Raw genomic sequence first — 15,353 nt, 5'->3', positions numbered from 1 at the left:
AAGAATGCTTTTCCCTATTCTATATCGACAATATTTCGTAAAATTTAATCAATTTAGACAAATATTTTCACCATAAATATTATTTATTTAATTTTTGGATGACCAGTCTGGCAATGGAGGAACAGGGAGCCTGTTTTTCAACCGCGCCGATCTCAAATGCCACCATCGGCATTCCATAGACTACGGAGGACTGTTTGTCCTGTCCGATGGTATAGGAGCCCTTCTGCCGCATTTCCAAAAGCCCATTCGCTCCGTCCTTGCCCATACCGGTCAGGATAATGCCCATGGCGTCCTTACCGGCCGTTCTGGCCACCGAGCGGAACAAGACATCCACCGACGGGCAATGGCCGCTGACCTTTTCCCCCGCGGCGCACTTCACATAGTAGCCCTTGAAATCCTTCTCCAGGGTCATATGCTTGTCCCCGGCGGCAATCAGTGCCTGCCCCTGCACGACCCGGTCCCCGTCACTCGCCTCTTTGACCGTAAATTTGCAGATTTTGTTCAGCCGGTCCGCATACATCTTGGTAAAACCCGCGGGCATATGCTGCACCACCAGAATCCCCGGTATATCGCCGGGAAGCTGCTGCAGAATTTCGGCGGTAGCCTCTGTGCCGCCCGTAGACGCTCCGATAGCGATAATATGCTCCGTCGGGTCCTTGCCTGACAGAACAAGCGGGAGGGAAGCGATCGAGGCAAGGGAGGGCGTGTGCTTTACCTTTGCGGAAGAAGCGATCTTGATCTTGACGCACAGCTCCTGACAAAAAATGGAAAAGTCGTTGCTGTCGCGCAGGTTCGGCTTCAGCACAAAATCAACCGCTCCCGCGCTTAAAGCCTCAAAGATTCCAATATCGAGCGAGCTGACCAGAACCACCGGAACCGGATGGACGGGAATCAGCTTTTTCAGGAAATCCGTCCCCTTCATATCCGGCATTTCCACATCCATGGTCACGACGTCCGGAGACAGGTCCATGATTTTTTTCTCCGCTTCGGCCACATTGGATGCGCTCCCGATGATTTCAATATTCGCGTCGCTCAGCAGCGCTTTCTGCAGCGCTGTTCTGAAAAAGAGAGAATCGTCTACAATGAGGACCCGGATTCTTCGATTCATCGGCATATTGATACTGATCCTTTCTGATAGACTGACGGTTCAACATATAAAAATTTCGAGGTATCTCTCTGCACTGTTTCGGAATGTCCGATAAAAAGATAGCCGCCCGGCTTCAGCACGTCGTAAAACTTGTTGATCAGCGCATTTTTGGTCGGCTGGTCAAAATAGATCATGACATTTCTGCAGAAAATCAAATCAAACGGCTGCTGGAACGAAAACGGTTCCATAAGATTCAGCCGTTTAAAAAAGACCTGATTTCTGACTTCTTCCTTTAATTCAAAAAGATTTTCGCCCTGTTTGATAAAATACCTTTGTTCCCAAGCCTTTGGAATATCCTTCAGGGATTCCGTTCCGTACAGTCCGTGTTTCGCCGCTTCCATAGCTTTCAGGGAAATATCCGTCGCGAGGATCCGGAAATCCCAGCCGGCCCTTTTCAGCCCAAAATAATCCATCATCGTCATGATGGCGGTATACGCTTCCTCCCCCGACGAGCACCCGGCGCTCCAAATGCGGATGTCCCTGCGGGCGTTCATCTTTTCCTGCATCGGCAGGATGGTATTCTTTAAAAAATTGAAATGTGCGGGTTCTCTGTAAAAATAAGTATGGTTCGTCGTAAGCTTATTCAGCATTGCGGTGATTTCGTCGGATTTATTCTGCTTTATCAAATCAAAATAGTCCGAAAAATTGTCAATTCCCTTTCCGAGCAAAACGGATTGCATTCGCGATTCTATCAGCTGTCTCTTGTTGGTAAGGTTAATCCCGTAATTGCCTTTTATGTAAGCTACGATATCGTTGAACTCTTTATCGGTCAAACGTATCATCGTTTTCCTCCGCGAATTTCATATCTCCCCTGAAACATCAGTGATTGTTGTAAAGATTGAGGATATCCAGAATCAGGCTGATGCTGCCGTCGCCGAGAATGGCGCATCCAGTGATGCCGGTTTCTTTCACATTGTACTGGTTGAGGTAAATCGGCAGGGATTTGACGACCACCTGCTGTTCCCCCAAAAGAGCATCCGCAAAAATGCAGTACGCCTTCTCGTGCGTCTCCACAAGAATGACGATGCCGCTGCCGATGTCGGTAATTTCGGTTTCGATCCCGAAAATCTTGTACAGCCTGAGGACCGGATAATACTGGTTGCGGACCATGATGATCTCGTTCATGTCGGTGTCATAGTGGAGGCTGGACTGATCCACCTTGAACGACTGGCGGATATTGTTGATCGGAATCGTAAACACCGTCTCACCGACGGAGATTTTCATGCCGTTCACAATGGCCAGCGTAAGCGGGATTTTAAAGAGAATTTTGGTTCCCTTCCCGACCTCGCTGATCAGGGAAACGTCTCCGCCAACCTTCTCCACATTCTTTTTTACAACATCCATTCCAACCCCCCTGCCGGAATATTCCGTCACGACGTCATTGGTGGAAAATCCGGGCATGAGCAGAAAGTTATAGATTTCGCGGGTGGAATACTCTTTTTCCGGCTTTTTCAGGAGTCCCTGTCTTTTTGCTTTCTCCAGGACGGATTTTTTGTCGATGCCCTTGCCGTCGTCCTGCACCGAAATCAGAATTTCACCGCCCGTGTTCTGAGCGGAGAGCGTAATGGTGCCTCTGGGGGATTTATTCGTCTGCGCGCGCTCTTCCTTTGTCTCAATCCCGTGGTCCATGGCGTTGCGGACCAGATGCATGATCGGATCGCCGATATTGTCAATGATGGTTTTGTCCACCTCGGTGTCCTCGCCGACCATGACCAGCTGGACATCCTTGTCCAGCTTTTTGCTCATATCGCGCACGATACGGTTCATTTTCTGGAATACGCCGGAAATCGGAACCATCCGGATGGACATTACAACTTCCTGCAGCTCGTCCGTCAGCTTGCGCAGCTGGCGGGACGCCTTGTTAAAGTTATTGTCCACTCCCGCGCCGCTCTGGGCGGAAGGAGTCGTTGTCACCATGGACTCGGTAATCACGATTTCCCCCATCAAATCCATCAGGTTGTCCAGCCTGGAAAGATTGACGTTGATCAGATTCTGCTTAACGGAGCCATGATTGGTTCCCTGGGTTTCCTGACCGGCCGCGCTGTTCCCCGAAGCCGTTTTTTCCGCAGATTCTGCTCTTGACGCATTCCCCGGTTTGTCCAAAACGGTATAATTTTTGGTATAGACAAAATTCTCAATAATTTTCAGCACGCTCGCCAGGCCCTGCTGCTCTTTAAAAGAAATCAGGAAGCCGTTCCTGATGATTTCTTCGGCGCTGGCGGGATTCGTTTCGATATCCTGCGGAAAATACCGGATATCCTGATAAATATCCCTGATTGCATTTACCAGAATGACGGCGCGAAGGTTCTCCATTTCTGTTTCTTCATCGAAAAACACCCTGACAGAATAGGGATAATCCGGATCTGCCTGAGCGGGAGCGGCAGACGCCTGAATCTGTTTGGAAGCTTCTTTCACAGGAATGGCTTTGGACGGAACCGCAGGCTGTTCGGGAACCGGAATCTGAGACTGAGTTTCGGCGTGTCCGGGTTCTTTTTGAGAAATCTTTTTAAGGAAATCGTTAATTTCCTGCTCAAAAGTGCCGATATCTGTTGTGAGCGGCTCATTGTTTTCCACCTTGGATATTTCGTCCTTGATAAAGTCGCTGGAACGGAACATCAGCTCGAAAAGCTCCGCGTTGTACTTTTCGTCGATGCCGTTCTCACGTACATAGTAAAATAAGTCTTCCGCCTTGTGCGAAATCGTCATCAGACTGTTGAACTGCATCATTGCGGAAGAGCCTTTAATCGTATGCATGATCCTGAAAATCTCGTTGATGCTGTCGGTATCGAAAGCATTCGCCTTCTCACAGTTAATCAGGATTTCATCAAGGTGCTCAAGCAGGTCGTTTGCTTCAAATAAATATACTTCCAGCATGGATTCCATATTGTTGTCCATTAATTTTCACCGCCTAATAATACTTTGTAATATATATATCGTAACAAATTTTATAAAATTAACGTCAATTTATATTTTCGAGGTGATTTTATGCCCGATAACCTGAGAATTACCGCACCCGTTACCACAAATGAAAGCCTTCCTAAAATTTCATCGACAAAACAGCCGGAATCCATGGTGCCCATCGACCCTACGAAGGTGCTTCAGCCAAATACCGACAAGCAGGGCAACCAGAACAGCAACTTTGATCTGCTGCTGAACCGGAATTCCGTTTTCAGTAAATTTCTGCAGCAGCTGGGCGAAACGCCCGCGCTTTCACAGACTTTGCAGAAAATCGTATTTGAAACTTTCAGCCGCTCGGAAAACGTCCATGACAACAGGCCGGTCTCCCTGCTGATGAAACAGCTCTCCGCCGCAATGAAAATGCAGCCGGACGACATGTTGAAAAACCTCATGTTTCAGGGAAGCAATCACACGAAATTTTCCGGGCCCGTGTTCGACGTTCTCCGAAACCTGATGAACGAATATCCGGAAAGCGGCCTGGAAAAGCCTCTGGCCGATTTTCTGAAGGCGTTCGACGGGTATTTTTCAATCTCGGAAACCACATCGGCGATCGCCCAGAACCTTGACATCCTCGCCCGTCAGATTCCCGGCGCCTACGGCAAACAGCTGCGGGAGCTGGCGGATCAGATGATGACCGAGCAGCCTGTCAACAGCCTGGATAGGAACCTCAACCTGCTGAAGGAGAAAGTTCTTCCCCTTTTGAGCAAGTATGTCGCTTCCACCAACGACTTCGGCGCGGCAAGGGACACCATTACCCTTCTGGTCCATCATACCGCCCGCCTGAACATCAGCTCCCATCAGGAAGTCGTGGAGAAGCTTACGGCACTGCTCGACTACTGCAAATACGAGCTCAACCTGCCCGAGGACAAAATGAGCCAAATCCGGGCCATGTTTCTAAAGAGCGTCACCAACGCCGCCCAGAAGCCGGAAAACCAGCTGTACGATTCCCTGATGAAGGTCCTTTCCGAAAACCTGCGCCAAAGCCCTTCCGGCGCAAGCCAGTCGGTTTACAAGGATACGGTCCTTTCCCTGCTGCTGGACAACAGCGTTTATATGCCCTTCACCCATCTTCTGCTGCCGCTGAATTACAACGGTCAGTTCCTGTTTTCAGAAATCTGGATCGAAAAAGACGACGACAGCGAAAAATTTTCAAAAAGAAGCCGCGGGGAACCGAAGCCGGTCCGGCTCTATCTGTCGTTCGACATCAAGGCTCTGGGAAATTTTGAAGCTTCCATTGCCCTTTCCCATGGGAAAGCCGACATCCAGATGCGCTGCCCGCCCGCTTTAATGAAAAACAGCCGGGAAATCGGAAGCCGGATTTCCGAAATATTTGCCAAAAACGGCCTGTCCGCGCAGAGCGTTGAGTTTCTGCAGGAAGGCAGCCCAAGTATAGAAAAGCGGGTTTTAAAAAGAATCTACGAAAGGAAGAATGTCATCGATGTCACAGTATGACCGGACGAATCACGCCGCCGCCCTGCGGTATGCTCAGGATTCCCCGCACAGCGCACCGGTTGTCGTCGCTTCCGGTTCCGGCTACGCGGCGCAGAAAATCATAGACATTGCGCAGGAGAACGGCGTGCCGGTTTATCACGACGACTCCCTCGCTTCCCTCCTTTCCCAGCTGGAAGCGGGAACGGAAATCCCCCCCCAACTCTATCAGGCCATTGTGGACATTTACGTATATTTTTTAAACTACTCCTTCGAGGCTGCGGGAAAAGGAACGGCCCCTTCGCAGAAGGACCCCGTACCCGCTCCGGAAAAAAGCGCGGAAAAACAGATATTTTCCGAGCTGTAATACTAATTATTTTGAAATTAAGCCGATATATATCTATAGGATTTTTTATATGACCTGATGATTGCGCGCCGCCAAAATAATGCCGGGATTGGCGGCACAAAAACTCTTACCGAAACGGCAGCGGTAGAAAAGGGAAAACAGTATGGCAGAAACAACAGCGGTAAAAAACAAAATTACGACCTCGGCCAATGAGAATATGACGACGGAAAAATATCTTACCTTCTTTATTGACGGGCAGCTGTTCGCAATTCCGAGCAGCCAGGTGGTCGAGATCATCCGGATGCAGCCCGTCACCTTCATCCCTAATTTGCCGCCTTTTATCATCGGCGTGATTAATCTGAGGGGAAAAATTGTTCCGCTGGTGGATATCAGGCTGAAGTTCAACAAGGCTCCAAAGGAGTATGACGACCACACCAGCGTCATCGTGGCTGAGACCGGCGATCTGAGCGTCGGATTCATCGTCGACAGTGTAAACGACGTCACAAACGTTTCCAAAAACCAGATCAGCGAGACCCCCAGATTCGCAAGGGACACGGCAAACCATTATGTAAAGGGAATTGCCACCCTGAACGAAAATGCGGTAATGCTTCTGGATATTGAAAAAATCCTTTCAGACGGTGAGGAAGTCCAACTCCCTGTTAAGTAATTTTGCCGAATACGTTTGTTTGGAGGTTCTTCCCATGTATCCGCTTTCTGAACAATATCAGCACTCGCCCTGCGAAATCAAGACTCTTACCAACGAACTGCTCACTACCGGAATCCTCAGCGAAATCCGTAAGGACTCCGTTAAAATTCAGAACAGTTTTGACATCCTGCCGACCCTGCATTGCAATATGCCTGTGAAAATCAATATATACAATGAATCTCTGGGTTTCAAAGTACTGATTGGGAAGGTTTTTCTTTCTACCCCGGAAATGATGACGATTACGGATCTGCAAAGCCTTGCCGAATTTGAGCGGAGAAGCTTTTTCCGCCTGAAAGTCAACATCCCGACGCGGGCTTTCCTGCTTCAGAAGGATTCCTCTCCCGAAGAGGAGGAAACGAAGCTGTTCGGCGTAACCGTGACGGATCTGAGCCTGAGCGGCGTATTTATCAAAACGAGGGAATATCTCGATATTGGCCAGTCCTTTATCATGACGCTGGATCTGTATGATATGGAGGTCACCTTTTGCTGTCAGGTTCAGCGGACCAGTTCCGTGGATTATGCACTGAACGGGTACGGCTGTTCTTTTCTGGATAACTCAACCCGCCAATTTGACCTTTTGTGCAAATTTATTTTTGAAACGCAGAGGGAACAAATCCAAAACTCACGCGAAGAAAAAGACGAGTCGAAATAAGATATACATATTTTATATTGATGATAGGGTGGTAAAAATGGAGAATGAAAAAAATCTGGCATTATCGGATGAGGAAATCGAAACCAATGAAATGAAGGGCAAATACCTGACCTTCTGGACCGATCACCAGCTGTTCGGCGTTCCGATCGCGGACGTGGTCCAGATCATTGGCAAACAGGAAATCACACCCATCCCCGACTCCCCCAGCTACGCCAAGGGAGTCATTAATCTCCGCGGCGATATCATCCCCGTGATAGACGTACGCCTGAGATTTAAGAAAGAAGAAGTGGAATACGACGAGCATACCTGTATTATCGTAACGAAAATTGAAGAAACCCATATCGGGTTCATCGTGGATTCCGTCGACGAGGTTACGACCATCGGCGACGAGAATATTTCGCCCGCTCCAAGGATGTCCAAGGATCGTACCACGGCGTATCTGACCGGTATCGGGAAGGTGGACAACAAAGTCGTCATGCTGCTGGACACCAGCAAAATACTGAATGAGAAAGAAATTGAAATTGTCAGTAACGCTGCAAAAACAGAAGCAGAATAAATACATAGAGGGGAACTATAAAAATGCGATTGGATAATATAAAAATCTCAAAGAAACTGATGTTTTCATTTGTCGCGGTGACGGCGCTGTCCATAGTCTGCAGCGGGGCCGCGGTTTACCTGTACCTGAAATCCAGCACCCTTTTCCCGCTGGCCATTGTGCTGATCGCGGCGGCCTTCCTCATATCGGTCATCGCCGCGAAGCTCAGCTCGTCCGGAATCCGCCGCCCGCTTGCGGAGCTGACGCAGGCCGCCGAACAGATGGCTCAGGGAAATCTGGACGCGGCCGTTCAATATCAGTCAAAAAATGAAATCGGCAAACTTGCAAAGACATTTTCCGATACCATCTCGGATCTGAAACAAAACATCAATGAAATCACGGAAGCTTTAGGCGAAATGGCAAACGGCAATTTTGACATTCAAATTTCCCGTGATTTTCAGGGTGATTTCGCGGAAATCAGGACGGCGCTTGAAAATATTTCTTCCAAACTGAACACTTACATGGTTCAAATTGACCGTTCCGCCGACCAGGTCACGAGCGGCTCCGTACAGGTCGCAAGCGCGGCTCAGGCTTTGGCGCAGGGCGCTACGGAGCAGGCAAGCTCCATTCAGGAGCTGTCGGCCTCCATCACCGAAATTTCAGGACAGGTAAAGCAGAATGCCGCCAACGCGGCGGAAGCGAACCGGGCTTCTACCGAAGCGGAAAATAAAATTCAGGGCGTTTCTCACGAAATGAATCAGATGCTGCAGGCGATGAGCGAGATCAGCGAGTCGTCCACCAAGATCAGCAATATCATTAAAACCATCGACGATATTGCGCGCCAGACCAATATTCTCGCGCTGAACGCCGCCGTGGAAGCGGCCCGCGCAGGTGCGGCGGGCAAAGGCTTCGCCGTTGTCGCGGATGAAGTCCGCAATCTTGCGAGCAAGAGCGCGGAGGCAGCCAAGGACACCACCGCCCTGATTGAAAATTCGCTTTTGGCAGTCGAAAAAGGCAAGAAAATTACGGACGCCACCGCGGCCACTCTGAACGACGTCATTCAGGCGACCCTGAAATCCACCAATCTGATCACCAGCATTTCAGAAGCTTCCAACGCACAGGCGACCGCAATCAGCCAGGTCACCCTGGGCGTGGACCAGATTTCCGCTGTGGTTCAGACCAACTCCGCCACCGCCGAACAGAGTGCGGCGGCAAGCGAAGAAATGTCCGGCCACGCACGGAATCTGAAAAAGCTGGTCGGCCAGTTCCATGTCAAAGCCGACGCGGACGGCGAAATTCCGGAATCCGCCGATACACAGCCAGTATTGGATATGGCAGCCGGACAGGATTTTTCATTGCCGAAATACTAAGCGATTCCGCTTTCCTAAAACGGGGAGGGCATCAGACCACGGTCTGATGCCCTCCCCGTTTTCTGTTCAATAATTTTCCGCCGTTTTTACATCACAGATATTTTCGATAACGATATTCTGTACGTCGCGCTGCATGCACAAATCCATCAGGACATCCGGCTTATTGAAAAGGCGGATCACCGGCCTGGACGGATTATAATCGTTTTGCTTGACAATAATGGCAAGCTCTCCGCTGCTCAGCCTGACGCATGAGCCAATCGGGTAAGGGGCGACCTTGTTCAGGAACGCCCGTACAATGGCAAGGTCGAACGCAATGCCGCTGGAACCCATGATATATTCAATCGCTTCCGCCGGGGTCGACGGCTTTCTGTATGGCCTGAACGAGGTTAAAGCATCGTAAACATCGGCTACGGAAATAATCCTTCCGAACAAAGGAATATCGTCGCCGGAAAGGCCGTTGGGATAACCGGTCCCGTCGTACTTTTCATGATGCGTAAGCACGCCGGCGCAGATTGCATTGTTGGCCAGATGGTGCTTTAAAAAGAATTCCGCGCCCTTGGCGGGGTGCTGCTTGACTATATTGAACTCCTCCTCCGTCAGTTTGGAGGGCTTAGCAATAATGGAAATAGGTACCGCCATTTTTCCGATATCGTGAAGCAGGGCGCACAGGCCAAGGTCATACAGATCCTGTGTTTTCAGCCCCAGCTCCAGCCCAATGGCAATGGAAAGAATGGAAACTCCCAAAGAATGGTTATATGTATAATCGTCATACATCTTCAGGTTTGCAATACTGATTTTAGCCTCTACGTTACATCTTAACGAGTTGACAAGCTTTTTGGAAATATTCATCGTCTGGTTGATGCTGCTGACGTTAATTTTCTGTGCTACCTGGTTGAACATGTTGTATACCTGATGGATATTGCTGAGGGCTTCCTGCCGCAGCTCCCTTTTGACCGGCTGCCGGGCATGCGTTTGCGCCGTGGTGATCGTTCGCTCTTTCTCCTGATCGGTATGAATATAAGCGCCAAGAATATCGAATTCGTGCAGTCTTTCAATATATGCCTGTGTCAACATCTGCCCGCATCGCAACATAATGATTTTTGAAGTGATGCTGTTAAACAGATAGATATCTCTGTCCAGGATCATTCCCGCCTTCAATTTGTCGATCGGAACAAAAGTCATATTCTATACCATCCCCTTTATATCTTCAAATTCGGATCAATTGTATCCATGTATCCATATCATACCATATTACGATATATATCGTCAAAAGAAAATGCTTCTTTAAAGATAATTTTATGATCTTTTATCCTTTTGCTAATTTTTTAGCTATTTCATACGATATATAAGACAAAGAAGTTACTATGGAAGGCATTTTCTGTCAGGAGGTAAATTTATGATCAGTACAGCGTCATCCAGTCTCGCATCTTCCTTAAATGCGACTGCGACTTCATCCAAGCGCCTGAGCGGTCTGGTATCCGGCCTGGATACGGACACCCTGGTCAAACAGCTGACGTCGGGAACACAGAGTAAAATAGACAAACAGGGACAATTAAAACAAATTGCCCTTTGGAGACAGCAGTCCTACAGGGAAGTCACCAAGGCCCTGCAGGAGTTTCAGTCGAAATATTTTTCCTCGGCCACCAGCAGCTCCAGCATTCTGAACGCGGCCTTTTTCAATTCAACATCCATCAAGAACACCTCTTCCTTTTTAAATGTGAGCGGAAGCGCAAGCGCCGCTAAAAATATGGTTGTGACCGGAATCACGCAGCTCGCACAGCAGGCCGGTTTCGCTTCAAAGCACAAGGTGTCGGATCAGACGATTTCCGGCGCCGTGAGCGACGTCTGGCGTCCGAGCACGGTTGCGGGCTCCACCATTACGGTCAATTATGACGGCAAGGATTATCAGCTTGCCCTTGACAGCGATTTTACGTTTGCAAAGGACGACGATATCAGCAAGGTTACGGATGCCCTGAACGCAAAGATCGCGAAAACGGACGGGCTGGCCGACAACGTAAATTTTAAAGTCGAAGATGGAAAAGTAATTCTGGCGAAAACAGGCTCTTCCAGCGCGGATATTAAAATAACGGACGGAAGTGACGGTCTTCTCAAAGGCTTGGGCTTGTCGAAGGATACCTCCGGCAGCACCGTGATAGAGGGCGGAGACACCAATACGGACAGCTTCTTTAAAAGCACGCTGACCGCCGGTTCTACACTGGATATTGAAATCGACGGTAATGCCTATACGCTGACCATCCCCTCCGACACGTCCATATCGTCGGAAGATTCGCTCGGCACCCTGTCTGTGAAAGCTATTCTGGAGGAAGCGATCCGCTCCAATCCGGATTTAAAAGATAAGCTAAGCGTGGACATTACCGGCAATACCGTTTCTTTCAGCAGCTCGGCGGGAGCTTTGAAGATTACGGGCGGAAGCCAGAACCTGCTGCAGGGCCTTGGCCTGACAAAAATTGAGGACAAAAATTTTGCTCTTACCGGTACATACAGCTATGAGAATCTGGTAAGCAGCTATCTGGGCGATTCCCTTTCCGGTTCCACCCTGACGGTCAGCTTGGACGGAGTCGATAAATACATCACCTTTAAAGAGAGCGATAACCAAAAAGGCTTATATTCCACGCCTGAAAAGCTGGCCGAATATATTCAGAACTCCCTGACGGCGTCCTACGGAAAGGATGCCGACGGAAACAGCAAATTTCAGGTTTCTTACGACGACACTACCAAAAGCTTGAATTTCAAGGCGGCGAGCAGCACCTCTATCATTGCGATTGAATCGAGCGACGTGTCCGGCATCCTGGGGAAAACCGGAGCGCTGGGAATTTACGCGGGCGAAACGAACCGCCTGAACACCAACAAGGACCTGGAGGACGTACAGGAAAACCTGGCGACCCCTTTGGTCGCGTCTTCTGCGGACGGTACCTACGGCATTACCATCAACGACAAGACCTTTACCTTTAAAAGTACCGATACCATCAATACCATTCTCAAAACCATCAACAACGACGCGCAGGCCAACGTAACCATTACCTACTCCAGCGTCAACGATACGTTCAGCATCACCGCCAAGAACGGCGGCAGCGGCAGCCGCGTGGACATTGAAGAGGTCGGCGACGGCAACCTTGCCGCGGTGCTTTTCGGGACCGTACCGCCAAAGGGCGCGAGTGAAAGCACCGAGGATTATACTCTGCAAAAGGCACAGGACGCGGTCATGACCGTCAGCTTTGACGGCAACCCGGCAAACGCGATTACAATCACGCGATCGGAAAACAAGTTCACGCTGGACGGCGTCGACTTTGAATTGCTTGCAGAAATGGACTCCACTGTAGAAAAGCCTATCACATTCTCCGTCAACAACCAGACGGACGATCTGTACGACAAGATCAAAAGCTTTGTCGACGACTACAACGCGATTATCAAGCTGTGCAACGACAAGGTCAGCGAGCGCAAGGACACGGACGAGACCTACGATCCTCTGACGGACGCGCAGAAGGCGGACATGAGCGAGGACGAGATCAAGAACTGGGAAGCAAAGGCGAAAAAGGGAATCTTAAACGGCGATTCCATCTTGAGCAATCTGAGTGTTGATCTGCGCAGCTCCATGACGGACCAGGTCGCGTCGATGAAAGCCGCTCTTTATGAGATCGGTATCGCGACCAAGGCCAACGATTATTCCGCCAACGGCCAGTTGACAATCGACGAAGAAACGCTGAAGAACGCCCTGAACAACAACCCGGACAAAGTCGCTTCGCTGTTCACCAGCGAGGACGGCATTGCAGCCCGGATGCAGAGCATCATCAACAAAAACATCAAGACCACCGGTGGAGACGGCATCTTGATTACAAAAGCCGGTGTGGACAACAGCACAAAGGTAGACAACAGCACCCTGACACAAGCGGTAACCGATTATAACACGAAAATCAAGGAGCTGAAAACGCTTCTTGAAACGCAGCAGGAACAATATTACGCGAAATTCACCCGGCTGGAACAGTATCTGAGCAACATGAATTCCCAGGCCGCCCTGTTCCTGACCGACACTTCAAGCTGACAGCCCCGATAGAATCAAACCCGCAGGAGGATGAAAATCATGCAGAGCAATCCGATTATGCAGTATAAGGAGCAATCCATCAACACCATGTCCAAAGGAGAGCAGCTGGTCACTTTGCTGAATGAAGCGTTAAAGAACCTCCATTACGGTTCTATGATGCTGAAGGACAAGAACTACGCCACGGCTGAAAAATGTACCGGAAAAAGCAAGAATATTTTCAGCTACCTCTCTTCCGTATTGGACTGGAATTATGAAATCACCCATGATTTATATGATCTGTACTATTTCTTCAATCAGGAGATCATCAAAGCGGAAGTCAGACGCGACGCCGCCGTGCTGGATGAATTGGTACCGCTGGTGGAACAAATGCGGGATACGTGGGAAGAAGCGGAAAAGCTGAGCCATATGAATAAAAACAATGGGGTTTGACACCCTTGCCCTGCGGAGGACTTATGTCAACAGAAAATATCATTACCTGCCTTGACCAAAAAGTGATCTTACTGACTCAAATCTGGGACCTGACAAAACAAATTGAATTGCGCTGTACGCAGGACGATATTCAGCTGGACGATTTTTTGGAACGGCGCGGCGTGTTTATTGAACGTATCAATAAGTGCAATGACCTGATTGGCCGGCTGACCGCAGAACTCCCGCCGGAGCAGTGGGAACGCATGACAAAGCTTCTGAACGGAAAAGGAACGGAAGCGGACTGCGGAAACGAAGAGGACCGGCATATCCTGAAGCTCTCCAGGAAGTATCGTTTCATTCTGCAAAAAGCGGCTGCGCTGGATCAGTCCGCCCGCGATAAACTCCGGAAGCAGTGTGACGAACTCAGAGAGAAGATCAATCAGGGCCGCCGGACCGAAGGACATGACGGCATATTTCAAAACATCAAATAATTCCGATAAAAAACAAAGGTTTTCTTTCAACCTGCCTGAAAGAAAACCTTTATTTTTTATCCATTATGTTCATTCGGATTAATATGTCCTGATCCCATTGGAGAAAGATTTGACCACCATCCTGCCGTCCTCTGTATAAAAATAGACTGTCCTGCCGTAGTTCAGTCCCGTATCTTCCGCACAAATCCTGATTTGCAGCTTATTCAGGGTATTTTTGACCTCCGAAACATTGCGCTGGCCAATATTGCCGAAACTGGAATCATCCGCAACCTCAAACATCTTTGCTCCCCCGGCAATCTTAGCCGTAATCCGCCGGCGGTTGCAGCCCAGCTTTTCCATTTGAAGGAGCATTTCCGGGATACAGGTGTCCGCAAAGCGGAAACGATTTTCTTTGGGATTGTTAACCGGGTAGGTTGGGAGCATGATATGTCCCAACCCCCCTATTTTCATTACCGGATCGTATAAACAGATTCCCACACAGGAACCAAGCGCGTAAGTCACAAGCGAGTCCATACTTTTGGCAACCTTCATATCCGATATCCCGATCGTAAACGTTTCACTCATAGTTGAATACCTAACTTCTCCATTAATCTATTCAGGGACTCAATAGAAGGCACCAGCAGCATATTCGCCGTAACGTTGTCGTTGCCGCTTAAAAAATCATCTTCGATAAAGATAATTTTATCTGAAACGGAACCCATTTCTATGGCCGGTACGCTGAGGATAGCGCCGACCATATCCACAGTGATCGCGGGCACGGTGGTTTTCAGGTTCATCTCCGAAAGCGTTCCGATGGAACCCGTATACGACGCGATCATGATATTTCCGATCTCCGAGATGGCGGAAAGCTCCATATCGGATAACCGGTCACAGCTGACCTCCTGAACGCCCAGCAGGGAAGTCAGGATGGATTTCCCGAAATCCTGCTCAATGATGAACATCATGATTCCTTCGATGTCACCCTTCAGCTTTGACAAAATACCGATGACGACGTTTTCCGGGCCGCCCAGCAAATTCGCGGCTTCTGAGATATCCAGAATTTTGACGACCGGCGTCGTCATGTTTACTTCCGTATCCAGCATTTTTGACAGGGATGTAGCGGCATTTCCAGCCCCGATATTGCCGATTTCTTTTAAAACATCAATGTGCATTTCATTCAGTTGATCAAGCTTTTGAATGGACATCATAAACTCCGTACCGCCGCACTTCGGCCGTAGCAAAAATAAGCATCCAGTATGCGGTTTTATTTGGA

General features: G+C 49.1%; 15 protein-coding genes. 9 read left to right on the top strand and 6 right to left on the bottom strand.

What is annotated here, in order from left to right; all coding sequences use genetic code 11:
• Positions 1-79: 79 nt before the first annotated feature.
• From ACRQV7_RS06785 to ACRQV7_RS06775, 3 genes are read right to left on the bottom strand one after another with little or no spacing between them, the layout of a single operon-like run.
• Positions 80-1,114: a protein-glutamate methylesterase/protein-glutamine glutaminase gene (locus ACRQV7_RS06785; RefSeq protein WP_444659931.1), complete on the bottom strand. Its 1,035-nt coding sequence runs from the start codon at positions 1,112-1,114 to the stop codon at positions 80-82.
• Positions 1,105-1,929 (bottom strand): CheR family methyltransferase, encoded by an 825-nt coding sequence (locus ACRQV7_RS06780; RefSeq protein WP_275714244.1) that lies wholly within the window; start codon positions 1,927-1,929, stop codon positions 1,105-1,107. Before ACRQV7_RS06780 ends, ACRQV7_RS06785 begins: the two co-directional genes overlap by 10 nt.
• Positions 1,930-1,966: 37 nt before the next feature.
• Positions 1,967-4,042, bottom strand: a complete 2,076-nt coding sequence (locus ACRQV7_RS06775; RefSeq protein ID WP_444659930.1) for a chemotaxis protein CheW — start codon at positions 4,040-4,042, stop codon at positions 1,967-1,969.
• Between the two features lie 90 nt (positions 4,043-4,132).
• Here ACRQV7_RS06775 and ACRQV7_RS06770 point away from each other — a divergent pair, with 90 nt between their 5' ends.
• From ACRQV7_RS06770 to ACRQV7_RS06745, 6 genes are all read left to right on the top strand, one after another.
• Complete coding sequence (locus ACRQV7_RS06770; protein WP_444659929.1) at positions 4,133-5,557, top strand: hypothetical protein; 1,425 nt, start codon at positions 4,133-4,135, stop codon at positions 5,555-5,557.
• Entirely contained in the window at positions 5,544-5,900 is a 357-nt protein-coding gene (locus tag ACRQV7_RS06765) for an EscU/YscU/HrcU family type III secretion system export apparatus switch protein (RefSeq protein ID WP_444659928.1), read from the top strand. Before ACRQV7_RS06770 ends, ACRQV7_RS06765 begins: the two co-directional genes overlap by 14 nt.
• Before the next feature lie 142 nt (positions 5,901-6,042).
• A complete protein-coding gene (locus ACRQV7_RS06760; RefSeq protein WP_444659927.1) occupies positions 6,043-6,546 on the top strand; it encodes a chemotaxis protein CheW in 504 nt (167 codons plus the stop codon).
• A 34-nt stretch (positions 6,547-6,580) separates the two neighbouring features.
• Positions 6,581-7,237, top strand: a complete 657-nt coding sequence (locus ACRQV7_RS06755; protein WP_444659926.1) for a PilZ domain-containing protein — start codon at positions 6,581-6,583, stop codon at positions 7,235-7,237.
• A 37-nt stretch (positions 7,238-7,274) separates the two neighbouring features.
• Positions 7,275-7,793 (top strand): chemotaxis protein CheW, encoded by a 519-nt coding sequence (locus ACRQV7_RS06750; RefSeq protein ID WP_444659925.1) that lies wholly within the window; start codon positions 7,275-7,277, stop codon positions 7,791-7,793.
• Between the two features lie 23 nt (positions 7,794-7,816).
• On the top strand, positions 7,817-9,142 hold the full coding sequence (locus ACRQV7_RS06745; RefSeq protein ID WP_444659924.1) for a methyl-accepting chemotaxis protein: 1,326 nt from the start codon (positions 7,817-7,819) through the stop codon (positions 9,140-9,142).
• 66 nt (positions 9,143-9,208) lie between these two features.
• Here ACRQV7_RS06745 and ACRQV7_RS06740 read toward each other — a convergent pair whose 3' ends face one another.
• Positions 9,209-10,324 carry an HD-GYP domain-containing protein gene (locus ACRQV7_RS06740; protein ID WP_444659923.1) on the bottom strand — a complete coding sequence of 372 codons (1,116 nt, stop codon included), beginning with the start codon at positions 10,322-10,324 and terminating at the stop codon, positions 9,209-9,211.
• A gap of 214 nt (positions 10,325-10,538) precedes the next feature.
• Between ACRQV7_RS06740 and fliD the strand changes: the two genes are divergently transcribed.
• From fliD to ACRQV7_RS06725, 3 genes are read left to right on the top strand one after another with little or no spacing between them, the layout of a single operon-like run.
• Positions 10,539-13,202 carry a flagellar filament capping protein FliD gene (fliD, locus tag ACRQV7_RS06735; protein WP_444659922.1) on the top strand — a complete coding sequence of 888 codons (2,664 nt, stop codon included), beginning with the start codon at positions 10,539-10,541 and terminating at the stop codon, positions 13,200-13,202.
• 39 nt (positions 13,203-13,241) lie between these two features.
• Positions 13,242-13,631, top strand: a complete 390-nt coding sequence (locus ACRQV7_RS06730) for a flagellar export chaperone FliS (RefSeq protein WP_275714224.1) — start codon at positions 13,242-13,244, stop codon at positions 13,629-13,631.
• Positions 13,632-13,654: 23 nt separating this feature from the next.
• On the top strand, positions 13,655-14,101 hold the full coding sequence (locus ACRQV7_RS06725; protein ID WP_444659921.1) for a hypothetical protein: 447 nt from the start codon (positions 13,655-13,657) through the stop codon (positions 14,099-14,101).
• A gap of 78 nt (positions 14,102-14,179) precedes the next feature.
• Here ACRQV7_RS06725 and ACRQV7_RS06720 read toward each other — a convergent pair whose 3' ends face one another.
• Together ACRQV7_RS06720 and ACRQV7_RS06715 are read right to left on the bottom strand one after the other, a co-directional pair.
• A complete protein-coding gene (locus ACRQV7_RS06720; RefSeq protein ID WP_275714220.1) occupies positions 14,180-14,665 on the bottom strand; it encodes a chemotaxis protein CheD in 486 nt (161 codons plus the stop codon).
• On the bottom strand, positions 14,662-15,321 hold the full coding sequence (locus tag ACRQV7_RS06715; protein WP_275714218.1) for a chemotaxis protein CheC: 660 nt from the start codon (positions 15,319-15,321) through the stop codon (positions 14,662-14,664). The genes ACRQV7_RS06720 and ACRQV7_RS06715 overlap by 4 nt, the downstream gene beginning before the upstream one ends.
• Between the last annotated feature and the right edge of the window lie 32 nt (positions 15,322-15,353).

This window comes from Caproiciproducens lactatisolvens (assembly GCF_052443335.1).
Classification (GTDB): domain Bacteria; phylum Bacillota; class Clostridia; order Oscillospirales; family Acutalibacteraceae; genus Caproiciproducens.
Note: the sequence above shows the minus strand (reverse complement) of the source record. Positions and strands in the feature narration are given on the sequence as shown.

Excerpts from the sequence above, each read along its gene's own strand:
- ACRQV7_RS06740 (WP_444659923.1), bottom strand. The coding sequence starts at position 10,324 with ATGACTTTTGTTCCGATCGACAAATTGAAGGCGGGAATGATCCTGGAC.
- fliD (WP_444659922.1), top strand. The coding sequence starts at position 10,539 with ATGATCAGTACAGCGTCATCCAGTCTCGCATCTTCCTTAAATGCGACT.
- ACRQV7_RS06760 (WP_444659927.1), top strand. The coding sequence starts at position 6,043 with ATGGCAGAAACAACAGCGGTAAAAAACAAAATTACGACCTCGGCCAAT.
- ACRQV7_RS06730 (WP_275714224.1), top strand. The coding sequence starts at position 13,242 with ATGCAGAGCAATCCGATTATGCAGTATAAGGAGCAATCCATCAACACC.
- ACRQV7_RS06780 (WP_275714244.1), bottom strand. The coding sequence starts at position 1,929 with ATGATACGTTTGACCGATAAAGAGTTCAACGATATCGTAGCTTACATA.
- ACRQV7_RS06755 (WP_444659926.1), top strand. The coding sequence starts at position 6,581 with ATGTATCCGCTTTCTGAACAATATCAGCACTCGCCCTGCGAAATCAAG.
- ACRQV7_RS06745 (WP_444659924.1), top strand. The coding sequence starts at position 7,817 with ATGCGATTGGATAATATAAAAATCTCAAAGAAACTGATGTTTTCATTT.
- ACRQV7_RS06785 (WP_444659931.1), bottom strand. The coding sequence starts at position 1,114 with ATGCCGATGAATCGAAGAATCCGGGTCCTCATTGTAGACGATTCTCTC.
- ACRQV7_RS06765 (WP_444659928.1), top strand. The coding sequence starts at position 5,544 with ATGTCACAGTATGACCGGACGAATCACGCCGCCGCCCTGCGGTATGCT.
- ACRQV7_RS06725 (WP_444659921.1), top strand. The coding sequence starts at position 13,655 with ATGTCAACAGAAAATATCATTACCTGCCTTGACCAAAAAGTGATCTTA.
- ACRQV7_RS06770 (WP_444659929.1), top strand. The coding sequence starts at position 4,133 with ATGCCCGATAACCTGAGAATTACCGCACCCGTTACCACAAATGAAAGC.
- ACRQV7_RS06750 (WP_444659925.1), top strand. The coding sequence starts at position 7,275 with ATGGAGAATGAAAAAAATCTGGCATTATCGGATGAGGAAATCGAAACC.
- ACRQV7_RS06720 (WP_275714220.1), bottom strand. The coding sequence starts at position 14,665 with ATGAGTGAAACGTTTACGATCGGGATATCGGATATGAAGGTTGCCAAA.
- ACRQV7_RS06775 (WP_444659930.1), bottom strand. The coding sequence starts at position 4,042 with ATGGACAACAATATGGAATCCATGCTGGAAGTATATTTATTTGAAGCA.